This is a genomic window from Undibacterium sp. Tian12W (assembly GCF_049339405.1).
In the GTDB taxonomy this organism is placed as follows: domain Bacteria; phylum Pseudomonadota; class Gammaproteobacteria; order Burkholderiales; family Burkholderiaceae_D; genus Undibacterium.
The window spans coordinates 1-13,807 of sequence record NZ_JBMPPK010000009.1; the positions used below are offsets into that span (position 1 = coordinate 1).

Here is a 13,807-nt window from a genome sequence, read left to right on the forward strand (position 1 = left end):
AACTTTGATACTCTTTCATCTTGAAACTCCTTCTTTTGGTAGAGATAGAAGTTTCAAACCGACCGCCGTATAGGTCAAACCTTGAGGAGTCCCCCGGCAGAGCCGGGGGATTACCTTATTTATTTAACTTGCTAGCGTTTTACTACAATTACCATCAGAACTGGTCTTCAGACAAAGCCATGACACCCGCACTACCATCGACAATCGCAGAACGCAAACCTTGTGCTGCCGACAGGATATGGTCAGCAAAATAGCGGGCAGTTGAGATCTTGGCTTTCAGGAAAGCGGCATCGCCCTCGCCTGCATCCAGTTTTTGCTGGGCGATGATGGCAGCACGTGCCATTTGCCAGCCACCGAAAACGATGCCTGCCAGTTTGAGGTACAGGACACTGCCTGCAAACACGCCCTTGATGTCTTGCTTGAAGTTGGTGACGACATAATCAACCACGTCTTCCAGCGCTGCAGTACCCGCTGCCAGTTGGCGCTGTATCGCCAGTGCATCAACAGAACCGATCGCCGTTAATTGTGCTTCTGTCGCACGCATGTCAGCAATAAAGGCTTTAGCTGTGGCACCGCCATCGCGTGAAGTTTTGCGGCCTACCAGGTCATTTGCCTGGATGGCTGTAGTACCTTCATAGATAGTCAAAATCTTGGCATCACGGTAATGTTGTGCCGCACCGGTTTCTTCGATGAAACCCATGCCGCCGTGAACCTGTACGCCAGTAGATGTGACATCCAGCGACATTTCTGTCGACCAGCCTTTGACGATAGGTACCAGGTATTCATACTTGGCCTGGTTGGCCTTGCGTACTGCAGCATCTGCATGGTGATGGGCAAAGTCACTGATACCGGCAGCGACGTAGGCCAGTGCGCGCGCACCCTCGGTCTGGGCACGCATGGACATCAGCATGCGGCGTACATCAGGGTGATTGATGATGGCAACCGGGCCAGCAGAGCCTGCCAGGTCACGTGACTGCACGCGGTCTTTGGCGTATTGCACTGCCTTTTGATAAGCGCGTTCTGCCACGCCTATGCCTTGCAAGCCAACGCCAAAACGGGCGGCATTCATCATGATGAACATATATTCAAGGCCGCGGTTTTCTTCACCGACCAGCGTGCCTATCGCGCCGCCGTTGTCGCCGAACTGCAATACCGCAGTCGGGCTGGCCTTGATGCCCAGCTTGTGTTCTATCGATACACAGTGTGCATCATTGCGCGCACCCAGGCTGCCATCGGCATTGACCAAAAACTTGGGCACGATGAACAGGGAAATACCTTTGACACCTTCTGGCGCATCAGGTGTACGTGCCAGCACCAGGTGGACGATATTTTCTGCCATATCGTGTTCACCATAGGTGATGAAAATCTTGGTACCGTAGACTTTAAAAGTACCATCGCCTTGAGGCACGGCACGGCTGCGTACCATCGCCAGGTCAGAACCGGCTTGTGGCTCGGTCAGGTTCATCGTGCCAGTCCACTTACCGGAAATCAGATTTTCCAGGTAAATGGCTTTTTGTTCGTCTGTGCCAGCAGTCAGCAGGGCTTCAATCGCACCGTCTGTCAGCAGCGGGCAAAGCGCAAACGAGATGCTGGCCGCATTCAACATTTCTATGCAGGGTGTCGCCACCAGCTTGGGCAAGCCCTGGCCGCCAAATTCTTGCGGGTGCTGCACGCCCTGCCAGCCTGCCTCGCCAAACATCTTGAAGGCTTCCTTGAAACCCTTGGTGGTGAAGACTTCGCCGTCTTTCCAGTAGCTCGGTGCCTGGTCGCCTGGCCAGTTCAATGGGGCCACCACTTCACCGGCAAATTTGGCGTTTTCTTCCAGCACCGCTTCTACGGTTTCTGCCGTCGCATCTTCACAACCAGGCAAGGCACTGACTTCAGCTAGACCAGCCAGTTCATTGATGATGAACAGCATGTCTTTGACGGGGGCAACATAGCTCATTTTTGTATCCCAAAAAAAGAAAAAGGGGCAGGTCAGGAAGATCGCCAAAAAGAATGCGATAAACCGCTTACCTGCCCCAATCAGGTCACCAAGGTGACCAACAAATTACGTAAATCAAGGAAACCCTGAGTAAGCGTAGCGAGCGACGTTAGTTTGGCTCATTGAAAACCCGGAAGCGCAGTCGTACGACTGTACGGCGAGCATCGCAGGCCCAAAATAGCGTCGCGCAGTAGCTTAATCAGGGGTTCCTTTTTAGCCCAGTTCAGCTACCAACTGTGGAACGATATCAAACAGATCGCCAACGATGCCATAATCAGCTACCGAGAAAATCGGCGCTTCTGGATCTTTGTTAATCGCCACGATGACTTTGGAATCTTTCATACCGGCCAGATGCTGGATCGCGCCAGAGATACCAACGGCGATGTACAGTTGCGGAGCAACGATCTTGCCGGTTTGGCCAACTTGCCAGTCATTCGGTACAAAGCCTGCATCCACCGCAGCGCGGGATGCACCCATGGCTGCACCCAGCTTGTCAGCCAGCGGTTCCAGAATTTTGAAGTTTTCGCCAGAACCCATGCCACGGCCACCGGAAACGATGACTTTGGCGGCTGTCAGCTCAGGACGGTCAGACTTGGCCACTTCGCGCGAAACGAAAGCAGATTTGCCAGAGTCAGCAACTGCAACAACAGTTTCTACGGCAGCAGAACCACCTGTAGCCGCAGCATCAAAACCAGTTGTACGTACAGTGATGACCTTGATCGCATCTGTCGATTGCACAGTCGCAATGGCGTTACCAGCGTAGATAGGACGCTCGAAAGTGTCGGGGCTATCTACCTTGGTGATTTCAGAGATTTGCGAAACGTCGAGCTTGGCAGCTACGCGTGGCAAAATGTTTTTGCCGTAGGCAGTTGCCGGTGCCAGGATGTGGCTGTAGCCAGAAGCGATTGCCAATACTTGCTCGGCAATGTTTTCTGCCAAACCATCAGCAAAATGCGCTGCATCTGCATGCAATACTTTGCTGACTCCTGCGATTTGTGCTGCGGCTTGTGCTACTGCACCAGCATTGTGGCCAGCAACCAGTACGTGTACATCTGCGCCGCATTGTGCAGCAGCAGTGATGGTATTCAATGTGCTGCCCTTGAGGCCAGCGTTGTCGTGTTCAGCGATGACGAGTGTAGTCATGATGTCTTCCACTTGATGTGTTGCCAGGATCAATATCCCGACAACAAAAATTATTCTTAAATTCTGCCTTTATGAAAGCTGAAAGCTATCAGCCAATAACCTTGGCTTCATTGCGCAGCTTGGCAACCAGGGTCGCTACGTCAGGCACTTTGATACCGGCGCTGCGTTTTGGTGGCTCTACCACTTTCAAAGTCTTGACGCGGGAAGCAACGTCCACACCCAGGTCTGCCGGTTTGACATTGTCCAGTTGTTTTTTCTTGGCCTTCATGATGTTAGGCAAAGTCACATAACGTGGCTCATTCAAGCGCAAGTCTGTAGTGATGATGGCTGGCAGTGTCAGTGACAGTGTTTCCAGACCGCCGTCTACTTCACGGGTGACTGTGGCCTTACCATCAGCAACCGTGACTTTGGAAGCGAAAGTCGCTTGCGGCCAGCCCAGCAGGGCTGCCAGCATCTGGCCAGTCTGGTTGCTGTCATCATCGATTGCCTGTTTGCCGAGGATGATCAGTTGTGGTTGTTCTTTGTCAGCCAGTGCCTTGAGCAATTTAGCAACGGCCAGCGGTTGCAGTTCTGCATCGCTTTCGACCAGGATGCCGCGGTCAGCACCAATTGCCATTGCTGTCCGCAGGGTCTCCTGGCATTGCGCCACGCCACAAGAAACAGCGATAACCTCGGTCACTACGCCCGCTTCTTTCAAACGAGTCGCTTCTTCAACAGCGATTTCATCAAATGGGTTCATGGACATTTTAACGTTGGCGATATCAACGCCAGAGCCATCAGATTTAACACGTACTTTGACGTTGTAATCGACGACGCGTTTGACTGGTACCAAGACTTTCATAGTTCTGCCTTTATGAGCTAATTGGGGAATACCGAATTTAATACCGATTTATACGAAACTTGATACGAATTTTAAAGCTTGATACTGAAAATTTGCTGCCTGACGTTCCATCACTTTGCTTGCGAGTAAGAAAGTCCGTCGAGCTTCTGCATTAAGTACGACCTCACAGGCCTGGGTACTGAATTAAAACTCAACTAAGACTCGTGTTAAGTCTCGCATTAAGTCTCTAATATTACTGCGCTTTCACACCTGCAAATTGACGTATACGTAAATTCTATTGATTATAAAACGAAAACATCAAGATTTTGCACAATTTAGCACGAGCGTTCTTTTTAATCCACTTTGCCACTAGAGCAGAATGCCTAATCCAATAATGAATTACGCACCTGTATAAGACGGATTCAAGCTGAATCGAGTGGGAAATAAGTGATAAATTGATTTACAGAAATGAAAAAACCCGCAACAGGATCGCGGGTTTTTTATGCGCTGCTTTGCCGACGGGTAAGCAGACTGAGCAAACTATACGACTTATTTGCGTTTGATGAAGTACTCAAACTCTTTGCTGCCTTCCTGATGCGACAACAGTTCATTGCCGGTTTGCTTGGAAAAGGCCTTGAAGTCCCTTACCGAACCAGGATCAGTCGCCAGCACATGCAACACTTCACCAGTGAGCATCTCGGCCAGCGCCTTCTTGGTTTTTAAAATTGGAAGAGGACAGTTCAGTCCGCGCGCATCCAGTTCTTTATTGAATTGCATGATTTCCCCAGTAATACAAATTGAGTAAGCTAATTCGCCCGACAATTGATGCACCAATTCTACCGGAATTTTCATTCGTATGGTGCATCGCAGCAGACTAACAACAAAAGACCAAATATTTTAAAAAGTTTCCGCACTGAAATGGTGCAAAACCAAAGAATTTTCGTCTACAGCCTACACTCTCATCTTAGACAGTAAACTTACTCCTGGCTTACTTATTGAAGGTATTTCACCAAAACAATTGTTAAACTGTTTTTTTTATTAGTAATTACACATAAATCTGCATGCATTTAGTCTAATAGCCCGCACATTGTTTTGCATTGCAAAAGACCCAAGCTATTTACTTTCCCACTCTCTGTACACAGGTTCCAGGCCACGCTTACGCATCCAGTCAGCCATGGCGTGACCAGTACCGGCATTCCAGGGCCTGAGTTTTTCGGGTTCTATAAGACGGTACTCCAGCAATTCTGGCGAGAGGCTGACTGTGCCAGATGCCTTGACGTGATAGGCAATGATGAGTTCATTCTTTCTGATGAACTCATAGACGCCAATCAGGGTGATTTCGTCCGCATCAAGATCGGTTTCTTCCTTGAGTTCGCGGGCCACGCCCTGCTCCGGGGTTTCGCCACGCTCCATGAAGCCAGTGATCAGGGCAAAAGTGTTTTCTGGCCAGGCAGCATTGCGTGCCAGCAGTATTTTGTCTTCAAATTCGACCAGAGCAGCCAATACAGGCAGGGGATTGTCCCAATGGGTCCAGTGCCCCTCAGGACAGGCCAGCCTGAGCTTGCCTGCTTCCTGTTCATCGGGACGTTCTATCAGGGATATGGCACAAACCGGGCAAAACTTCAATTCCATGCTGACCTCAGGTTTCCCTCAACGGTATCATCGCCTGCTTGGGATGCAGACGCGCCATGGCATAACTATCGACATACTGGCCATTGCGAAAAGCATAGGCACGCATGGTGCCCTCTTTTTCAAAGCCAAATTTTTTATACAAATGAATGGCCGCAGTGTTGTCGCAAAACACGGTCAATTCTATGCGCAGGAGATTAAGCCAGTTATCCGATAAATTCAGTAACTCGGTCAGCAGCGCAGTGCCTATGCCGCGTCCAGAAAAAGAGTCAGCCACACCCATGCCAAGCGAGGCAACGTGACTACGTCTTTGCTTTTTTTCCATATGCAGGCTGGCCATACCCACCACCACACCATCATAGATGGCGACCAGGCGGGTATCATTGGGGTCAGCCTTTTCCAGCCGCTCTTGCCATATCTCTGTTGTGGGATGCGGCAGTTGCAAAGTACCTGCATAGGTGCCGCCACTGGCGAACACCCTTTGCAGTTGGGCCGCATCTGAAACTTCAGCACGGCGTATATGTATCATAGACGTGAAGTTACCCATTCAGTCACACCCTCCAAGGCTTTTGTCAGACCGCTAGCATCCGTGCCACCCGCTTGCGCCATATCAGGACGGCCACCGCCTTTGCCGCCGACTTGCTGGGCTACAAAGTTGACCAGGTCACCCGCTTTGATTCTGGATGTGCTGTCCGCCGTTACACCGGCAATCAGGCTGACTTTGCCGTCATTGACAGCTGCCAGCACAATAGCTGCTGTTTTCAGCTTGTCTTTGAGCTTGTCCATGGTTTCACGCAGGGCTGTCACGTCAGCGCCTTGCAGCGTGGCTGCCAGCACCTTGATGCCTTTGACATCGACCGCCTGGTTCACCAGATCATCGCCCTGACTGGAAGCCATTTTTGATTTCAGTGTTGCCAGTTCTTTTTCCAGCGCCTTGACATGATCCTGCACTTGCCCGATACGCAGCGTCAGTTCTTCTGGCTGGGTTTTCAGGGCTGCTGCAGCTTCATTGATGCGGCTGTTCAGGTTTTGTACCAGCGCCAGCGCAACTTCACCAGTCACGGCTTCTACACGGCGGATACCGGCAGCAACACCGCCTTCAGCAACGATCTTGAACAAACCGATATCGCCAGTACGGGACACGTGAGTACCACCGCACAATTCGCGGGAAGTACCGATGTCGAGCACGCGCACTTCATCGCCATATTTTTCACCGAACAGCGCCATGGCGCCATGCTTGACCGCGTCGTCATAGCCCATGACTTGCGCCTGTGTAGCGGCGTTCGCCAAAATTTCACGGTTGACAATGGTCTCTACCTGACGGATTTCATCCGCAGTCATAGGACCATTGTGGCTAAAGTCGAAGCGGGTTTTTTCCACATCCACCAAAGAGCCTTTTTGTGAGACATGGCTGCCCAATACTTCGCGCAAGGCCTTGTGCATCAAATGCGTGGCAGAGTGATTGCGCATGGTTTGTGCGCGGATTTCCTGGTTCACTTCTGCCTTGAGATTCTGTGCAATAGCCAGACTGCCGGATTTCAATACGCCGTGATGGCCGAATACGTCTGCCTGGATTTTTCTGGTGTCATTCACTTCAAACACTGCACCATCTACACCAACCAACACGCCAGAGTCGCCAGCCTGGCCACCTGATTCTGCATAGAAAGGTGTGGTATCAAGGACGACAATCGCTTTTTGGCCCGCCTTGATTTCATTGACAGCTGTGCCATCAACGTACAGGGCGATCACTTTGGCTTCATGTTGCAATTGATCGTAACCGACGAATTTTGTCTTTTCGCCACTGTACTCAATTGCAGCAGCCATTTTGAAGTCGTCGTTATCTTGTCCACCCTTCTTCTGTATCGCCATACACTCATGGAAACCAGCCTCATCCAGCACGACATTACGCTCACGGCAAATATCTGCGGTCAGATCCAGCGGGAAGCCATAAGTGTCATGCAAAGTGAAGGCTGTTTTGCCATCAAGATTTTTACTGTCTTTGACAAGGGCGGCCTCCAGAATCTTCATGCCGTTGCCCAGTGTTTCACCGAAGCGCAATTCTTCCTGCTTAAGCACCTGAGCAACCCGATCCGCCATTTCTGTCAATTCAGGGTAGGCAACGCCCATTTCCTTGACCAGATCAGGTACCAGTTTGTAGAAGAAAGGCTGGCTCTGACCCAGCTTGTGACCATGACGCAAAGCGCGACGGGTAATACGGCGCAGCACATAGCCACGGCCTTCGTTGCCAGGGATGATGCCATCAACGATCAAGAAACAAGCACAGCGAATATGATCCGCAATCACGCGCAGGGAATTATTTTCCAGATCAGTGCAGCCGGTTTCGCGCGCTGCAGCCTTGATCAGGTTCTGAAAAGTATCGATTTCATAGTTGGAATGCACATGCTGCAAGACTGCAGACAGGCGCTCCAGGCCCATGCCGGTATCCACGCATGGTTTAGGCAAAGGATTCAGGACACCTGCCTCATCCTTGTTGAACTGCATGAACACGAGGTTCCAGATTTCAATGAAGCGGTCGCCGTCTTCATCTGGCGAGCCTGGAGGGCCGCCCCAGATTTCCGGACCGTGGTCATAGAAAATCTCGGTACAAGGGCCGCAAGGGCCGGTGTCAGCCATTTGCCAAAAATTGTCGGATGCATAGCGCGCACCCTTGTTGTCGCCGATGCGGATGATGCGCTCTACCGGTACGCCGATTTCGTTTTTCCAGATATCGTAGGCTTCGTCATCTTCCTGATAGACGGTGACGGTCAACTTGTCTTTTGGCAAGCCATAGACCGTCGTCAGCAATTCCCATGCATAGTGAATCGCGTCTTTCTTGAAATAATCGCCGAAAGAGAAATTGCCCAGCATTTCAAAGAAAGTGTGGTGACGCGCGGTGTAACCCACATTTTCCAGATCATTATGTTTACCGCCAGCACGTACGCTGCGTTGCGCTGTCGTGGCACGGGTGTAGGCACGTTTGTCCTGGCCGAGGAACACATCCTTGAACTGCACCATACCGGAGTTGGTGAACAGCAGGGTAGGATCATTGCCGGGTATCAGGCTGGAAGAGCGCACACGGGTATGGCCCTTGGATTCGAAAAAGCTAAGGAATTTATCGCGGATTTCTGACGAGTTCATAAATGATGGTTCTAAGCTGAAAAATGGGTGTAATAAGGGTTGTAACCACCGATTATACGGTATAAATTAAGCCGGATATGCTAGTGAGATGATGGTAAGTAGGCAAGCTTGCCTGAAAATGACTTCAAAACTTCAAGACCTCTCAACACTGAGACACAGAGTCACAGAGAAAACCAGGAGGGGACGTAGAGAAGAAGCAGGAAAAAAAGCCATGGTAGCAGTGTTGCAAAAACACCATCCAACTACGTCTAACAACTGTTAGATAACACCACAATCCGCACCGCAGCAAAGAAAAAACCGCTGGTATCTACCAGCGGTTTTGCTTGCCTGTTCAGCTTTGGCTCTTAACTTAGTTAGTCGTCGTTGCCGCACTGGCATTGTGCTTTTTATTACGGATTTTCTTGCTGGCGCGGTTTTCTTCGTGTTCGAGTTTGGCGCGCTCAGCCGGTGTCACTACGCCATCTGCCTTGGCAGCCTGTTTATCACCCTCTATCTTGGCTTCACGTTTTTCCAGATTGCTGGCTTCTTTTGCTGTCAAAGCACCGCTTTCAACGCCCTTGGCGATGCGTTTTTGTTGTCTGTCCTGACGTTTTTCTACATTTGGCGTTGCCGGGTCCTGGGCAAAAACAGAACCGGCAACCAACGTCAGGGCAAGGGTAGTAGCAAGGGCGGCGGCGAGCTTGATGGATTTCATGAGTATTCCTTTGATTAAAAGTAGGCTTCCTGGGTCGATATGAGCACGCTGCCCATGCACCTATAACGAAGTCGCTGCTTTTTCCGATGACGGCAAAAAATGTAATCGATGTAAGTGCTGGTAACCACCACCGCAGTCTTGTAACAGACTAAAAATCCTTGTAACAGGCTAAAAATAATAACGCGCAAGCAATTGCCAGCTTTGCATTTGCGGTGCAGCGCCGTAATTGCTCAGGCTCTTGCCGCTGTTGCGCTGCCATTGCAGCGCGAACTCTGTGTGCTTCAGGTGGTAGCGCGCCTCCATCCATGACATGCGGCTGGAATCTGCTAGGTCATAGCGGCTCATCGCTGTCAGGTCCAGGTGATTGATCAGCGCATCTTGCCAGCTTGCATAGACAAAGACTGTGCGCTTGGCAGGTGTCTCTTGCACACCCTGCAGGTAACGGCGGTAAATGCCATAACTTTGTAGGGAAGCCTGCCCCAGACTATTCCATTTTTCCTGGTCCAGGCCACCGCCGTTGTATTCGAGTTCGGCTGTCAGCGATATCTTGTTGCTGGTGGTATAGGTCAGGCCAGTCGCGCTATGATTGCGAAACACACTGTCATCAGGATAAGTTATTCCGATTTGTCGCATGGCTTGTGCAAAGCTGGACTGGCTGCGCCCGCCCGACCATTCGGCAAACACGACGGTGGAATCATTGAGCAAGGCCGTGAGGTTCAAGCCGATTTGCACCGGCTGTTTTTCTGCCTTGTACAGCAAAAGCTGTGGCGTAATGCCGTCCATCACTTGCTGGCTCAAAGTCAGCAACCAGCGGTCTTGCCCATTGGTGGCGGCAACATCAGGGCTAAAGCTGGAGTAATTGCGCTCGTCAGCCAGTTTGGGTGAATACAGCGCAGTCAAAGAACCGCCACTCCACAGTTTTTGCCCCCGCAGCATGATACTGCCCTGACGGTTTTCCTTGAGACTCGCAGGATCTACCGACACCACAGACCGCAATGCAGATGTGCGGAAATAGTCGGTAGGGTTATAACCGAGCGCCACGCCATTGCGTGCGTTGATGCGTCCGAGGTCCAGTATCTGATCGGTCTGCACTTGCCAGCTCAGGTAGGCTTCTTTGATTGTATTAATGTCATGCGGCAACCCGATGGCCTGTGGCGGCCAGCTCACATCAAGACGATCAGACAGTACCGCGCGCCAGCCTGGCGCAAAGGAATTGTCATATTGCAGATCCAGCGACAGGCGCTGGAATTGTTGGCTGCTGCCGTCAAGACGCGCACGATTAGCGCCAGCCCCTGCCTCAACAAACAGACGCCAGTTGCGGGGCTGCTCAACCGTATTGGGCATCTGATCCGCAACTTTCAATGCATCTAGGTCGGGATCTTGCTGGGCATAAGCGTTCATTGCCAGCAAACCCATCAAGGCACAAATACCGGGTTTGAATGAAGATGGTTTGCGGCGCATCGTCATTCCGGTTTGAAGCGTGGCAGATAATCGCGCTGCAACCACTGGTCAGGCACTTCACGCTTGACCAGGCTGGAGTAACGCATCACCGTCACCCAGCTTGGGTCCAGGCCATCAATGATGACGGTCTCTGTCGGTCTGTCTATCCCTAACTGTTTTTCATAACGGCGGTAGTAGGCCGTCTTGAGCAGCTTGCCGCTTTCGGTATAAAACTTGGCCTTGACCGGGTGATTATTACCCACCTCTATCCACATGTCGATGTGATGATAAGTGGCGTCCGGCGTGCTGGCATTCATGCTCAACTTGTTGCAATGTTTGGTCTGGCGGTCGCCGTCCTGAGTGTCTTCTTCTACCGCACTCACGGCCTGGTAATCCTTGGCCAGGTTGACTGTCACCACATCACCATTCGATGCCTGGCCCAACAGGCGCTGTTGCGGTGACATGCGTATGCTGGCCTTGCTGCTGGGGTCGTAAAACCACAGGTCCTTGCCGCTGAAGAGTATCAGCTTGTTGGCGTCCCTGGTTGGCGCAACATAGCGTATCAGGCTGCGGAACTGGCCGCTGTTAGGATCAGCCTTGGAATAGATGGACAAGGTGCTGGTATCCGTCTGTTTACCGGCACGGTATTCGATGAGGGTATTGGTCAGGCCAAACGGATGATCAGGATTGCGCACCACATCACTGGCAGCCAGTATCTCTTGCGGGCTCTGAGCTGCCTGTACTGCCTGCGCGGCACCCATCATCAGGCCAGCCAAGGCAAGAAAAACTGCGTAAGTCTTCAAAGTTTTCATCATCATTCCTTATCCTTATACATGCCTCAGTGCATCAACAATCATGAGTCTCGATGCCCGGTTAGCTGGCAACCAGGCCGAGATCACCGTCACCAGCAAAAGACCAATAATACTGCCTATCAGTAAAGGGATATCTTGCCATACCCGCACCTGTATCAGGTAGGCATAGGAGTAACCTGGCGGTGTCCACGCTGCACCGCTGTTGTTGATCAGATAAGCGATCACCAGTGAGCCAAGCAGACCGCATACCGCACCTATCGCGCCCAGCAACACACCTTCACACAGGAACAGCCTGCGCAAGCCAGAACGACGCAAACCCATGGCGCGCAAGGTGCCTATTTCAACCGTGCGTTCTACCACGGCAGTGCTCATGGTATTGCCGATAGTGAAGAGGACAATCACGCCTATCAGTATGGAGATAAAGCCGAACATGGAATTCATGAATTGCACCGTCTGGCCATACATGGGGTTGAGTACCTTGAAATCCAGCAGCTCCAGCGCCTGCCCCTTGACATTCTGGTCCAGCAATTGTTGCAGACGGGCGCGCGCTGCTGGCATCTGCGATGTATGTTTCAACTGTATCTGTATCGCGGTTACCTGTGCCGTGCTATTACCATAAATCAGCTTTTGTGCCTGACTCAAATGCATGGCCATGTACACATCATCGAGTGCCTTGATGCCCATGTTCCTGGCGGTGATGACACTGAGGCTGGCAACATTCGGCGCACCATGTGAAGTTGCTGCCAGCATTTCTATTCGGGTGCCCTCTTCCTTGACGGTATTGCCCTGCTCCAGTGCGGACAGCGCTGCGATATCACCGGGGGCCTGGGCGCTATTGTCGGCGGGAGCGACAACTGTGTCATCCTGCTTGCAGTCTGGTACCTGCAAGGCCTTGCACAATTTGATCTTGCGCGCGACGCCCTCTCCTATGACCACTGCATCGGGGTTGCTGCCATTCAAAGGCAGGGGCTTGGCATAGCTTTGCATGCCGTAGTCATTCCAGTTCAGCATCTGGTTGCGCTCAGGTACAACGACGCCTAAAGCCAGTACCGAACGTGAAACACCTGCAGAAAAATTACCGGCCAGACCACCAAGCTGCAAGGTTGGCGTCACCACCACCAGCATGGAGGCCAGTTCCTTATCCTGTTTGACGAGATCAATGATGTGCTGATAATCAGCGATACCATAGGCGGTAGGATTATCGCCACCTTCGAGGAAATAACCCTGACGCTGGATTTGCAAGTGGCCGCTGCCCTGGATAAAACCGGTTTCCATGCCATAGGTGATATTCGAGCGGTAACCGCCAAACAACAGGATAGCAGTCAGGCCCACCACCATGGCCAGCAGGGTTGTCAATGAACGGCGACGGTTTCTGAGCAGGTTGCGCAGAGCTAAGGAAAAAGTCTTCATGCATTCAACTCCATCGCAACATTTTTTTGTTCTGCCTGCCGTTCTATATTCACGATGCGACCATCACGGATGAATATCGTGTCATCTGCCTCGGCCTGTACCTGCGGATCATGAGAAGAAAATACGAAGGAGACATGGCGCTCACGCTGCATTTTGCGCATCAGGCTGATGATGGCAGCACCGGTCTGGCTGTCGAGATTGGCAGTTGGCTCATCAGCCAGTACCAGCCTGGGTTCAGTTGCCAGTGCACGCGCAATCGCCACACGCTGGCGCTGGCCACCGGATAATTGACCTGGCAGGTTTTGCGCCCGGTCTGCCAGCCCTACTGCGTCCAGCAGGTCAAGCACGCGCTTCTTGCGTTCCCCTGCGGCGACCTTGGCCAGGATCAGTGGATATTCGACGTTTTCATAGGTATTCAGAACAGGCAGCAGATTGAAATTCTGGAAAATAAAACCCAGGTGACGCGCCCGGAAATCTGACAAGGCATCATCAGACATTTGATGCACCGCCTGGTCAGCGACGATCACTTCGCCACTGTCTGCCCTGTCTATGCATCCGATGAGATTCAGCAATGTGGTTTTGCCGCTGCCAGAAGGGCCAGAAATCACAGTAAAACAATTAGCCCGCAATTGTAGGTTGATATCGACCAGTGCGGGCACATCGACCGCATCGAGGTGATAGGTTTTCATGACTTGCTTCAGTACTACGGGATACATAGTTACTCCAGTATGAAAATT

Annotated in this window: 12 protein-coding genes; all 12 read right to left on the minus strand. The window is 51.6% G+C overall.

The window, feature by feature from the left end:
* Positions 1-154 precede the first annotated feature (154 nt).
* The 12 genes from ACO0LI_RS12525 to ACO0LI_RS12580 all read right to left on the minus strand — a co-directional run bounded on the left by ACO0LI_RS12525 (position 155) and on the right by ACO0LI_RS12580 (position 13,786).
* On the minus strand, positions 155-1,945 hold the full coding sequence (locus ACO0LI_RS12525; RefSeq protein ID WP_423032823.1) for an acyl-CoA dehydrogenase: 1,791 nt from the start codon (positions 1,943-1,945) through the stop codon (positions 155-157).
* Positions 1,946-2,197: 252 nt separating this feature from the next.
* A complete protein-coding gene (locus tag ACO0LI_RS12530; RefSeq protein ID WP_423032824.1) occupies positions 2,198-3,127 on the minus strand; it encodes an electron transfer flavoprotein subunit alpha/FixB family protein in 930 nt (309 codons plus the stop codon).
* Positions 3,128-3,215: 88 nt separating this feature from the next.
* Positions 3,216-3,968, minus strand: a complete 753-nt coding sequence (locus tag ACO0LI_RS12535) for an electron transfer flavoprotein subunit beta/FixA family protein (RefSeq protein ID WP_423003499.1) — start codon at positions 3,966-3,968, stop codon at positions 3,216-3,218.
* A 528-nt stretch (positions 3,969-4,496) separates the two neighbouring features.
* Positions 4,497-4,724 (minus strand): sulfurtransferase TusA family protein, encoded by a 228-nt coding sequence (locus ACO0LI_RS12540; RefSeq protein ID WP_162042138.1) that lies wholly within the window; start codon positions 4,722-4,724, stop codon positions 4,497-4,499.
* A 336-nt stretch (positions 4,725-5,060) separates the two neighbouring features.
* Positions 5,061-5,579 (minus strand): NUDIX domain-containing protein, encoded by a 519-nt coding sequence (locus ACO0LI_RS12545; protein WP_423032825.1) that lies wholly within the window; start codon positions 5,577-5,579, stop codon positions 5,061-5,063.
* Positions 5,580-5,586: 7 nt separating this feature from the next.
* Positions 5,587-6,123 (minus strand): GNAT family N-acetyltransferase, encoded by a 537-nt coding sequence (locus ACO0LI_RS12550; RefSeq protein ID WP_423032826.1) that lies wholly within the window; start codon positions 6,121-6,123, stop codon positions 5,587-5,589.
* Positions 6,102-8,714 (minus strand): alanine--tRNA ligase, encoded by a 2,613-nt coding sequence (gene alaS / locus ACO0LI_RS12555; RefSeq protein WP_423032827.1) that lies wholly within the window; start codon positions 8,712-8,714, stop codon positions 6,102-6,104. Before alaS ends, ACO0LI_RS12550 begins: the two co-directional genes overlap by 22 nt.
* A gap of 349 nt (positions 8,715-9,063) precedes the next feature.
* On the minus strand, positions 9,064-9,408 hold the full coding sequence (locus ACO0LI_RS12560) for a hypothetical protein (protein ID WP_422953021.1): 345 nt from the start codon (positions 9,406-9,408) through the stop codon (positions 9,064-9,066).
* Positions 9,409-9,576: 168 nt separating this feature from the next.
* Positions 9,577-10,869: a hypothetical protein gene (locus tag ACO0LI_RS12565; RefSeq protein WP_422953022.1), complete on the minus strand. Its 1,293-nt coding sequence runs from the start codon at positions 10,867-10,869 to the stop codon at positions 9,577-9,579.
* A gap of 2 nt (positions 10,870-10,871) precedes the next feature.
* Positions 10,872-11,663 carry an outer membrane lipoprotein-sorting protein gene (locus ACO0LI_RS12570; RefSeq protein ID WP_422953081.1) on the minus strand — a complete coding sequence of 264 codons (792 nt, stop codon included), beginning with the start codon at positions 11,661-11,663 and terminating at the stop codon, positions 10,872-10,874.
* Between the two features lie 12 nt (positions 11,664-11,675).
* Positions 11,676-13,070 (minus strand): ABC transporter permease, encoded by a 1,395-nt coding sequence (locus ACO0LI_RS12575; RefSeq protein WP_422953023.1) that lies wholly within the window; start codon positions 13,068-13,070, stop codon positions 11,676-11,678.
* Positions 13,067-13,786, minus strand: a complete 720-nt coding sequence (locus tag ACO0LI_RS12580; protein WP_423032828.1) for an ABC transporter ATP-binding protein — start codon at positions 13,784-13,786, stop codon at positions 13,067-13,069. The genes ACO0LI_RS12575 and ACO0LI_RS12580 overlap by 4 nt, the downstream gene beginning before the upstream one ends.
* Positions 13,787-13,807 lie beyond the last annotated feature (21 nt).

Excerpts from the sequence above, each read along its gene's own strand:
- ACO0LI_RS12525 (WP_423032823.1), bottom strand. The coding sequence starts at position 1,945 with ATGAGCTATGTTGCCCCCGTCAAAGACATGCTGTTCATCATCAATGAA.
- ACO0LI_RS12530 (WP_423032824.1), bottom strand. The coding sequence starts at position 3,127 with ATGACTACACTCGTCATCGCTGAACACGACAACGCTGGCCTCAAGGGC.
- ACO0LI_RS12535 (WP_423003499.1), bottom strand. The coding sequence starts at position 3,968 with ATGAAAGTCTTGGTACCAGTCAAACGCGTCGTCGATTACAACGTCAAA.
- ACO0LI_RS12540 (WP_162042138.1), bottom strand. The coding sequence starts at position 4,724 with ATGCAATTCAATAAAGAACTGGATGCGCGCGGACTGAACTGTCCTCTT.
- ACO0LI_RS12545 (WP_423032825.1), bottom strand. The coding sequence starts at position 5,579 with ATGGAATTGAAGTTTTGCCCGGTTTGTGCCATATCCCTGATAGAACGT.
- ACO0LI_RS12550 (WP_423032826.1), bottom strand. The coding sequence starts at position 6,123 with ATGGGTAACTTCACGTCTATGATACATATACGCCGTGCTGAAGTTTCA.
- alaS (WP_423032827.1), bottom strand. The coding sequence starts at position 8,714 with ATGAACTCGTCAGAAATCCGCGATAAATTCCTTAGCTTTTTCGAATCC.
- ACO0LI_RS12560 (WP_422953021.1), bottom strand. The coding sequence starts at position 9,408 with ATGAAATCCATCAAGCTCGCCGCCGCCCTTGCTACTACCCTTGCCCTG.
- ACO0LI_RS12565 (WP_422953022.1), bottom strand. The coding sequence starts at position 10,869 with ATGCGCCGCAAACCATCTTCATTCAAACCCGGTATTTGTGCCTTGATG.
- ACO0LI_RS12570 (WP_422953081.1), bottom strand. The coding sequence starts at position 11,663 with ATGATGAAAACTTTGAAGACTTACGCAGTTTTTCTTGCCTTGGCTGGC.
- ACO0LI_RS12575 (WP_422953023.1), bottom strand. The coding sequence starts at position 13,070 with ATGAAGACTTTTTCCTTAGCTCTGCGCAACCTGCTCAGAAACCGTCGC.
- ACO0LI_RS12580 (WP_423032828.1), bottom strand. The coding sequence starts at position 13,786 with ATGTATCCCGTAGTACTGAAGCAAGTCATGAAAACCTATCACCTCGAT.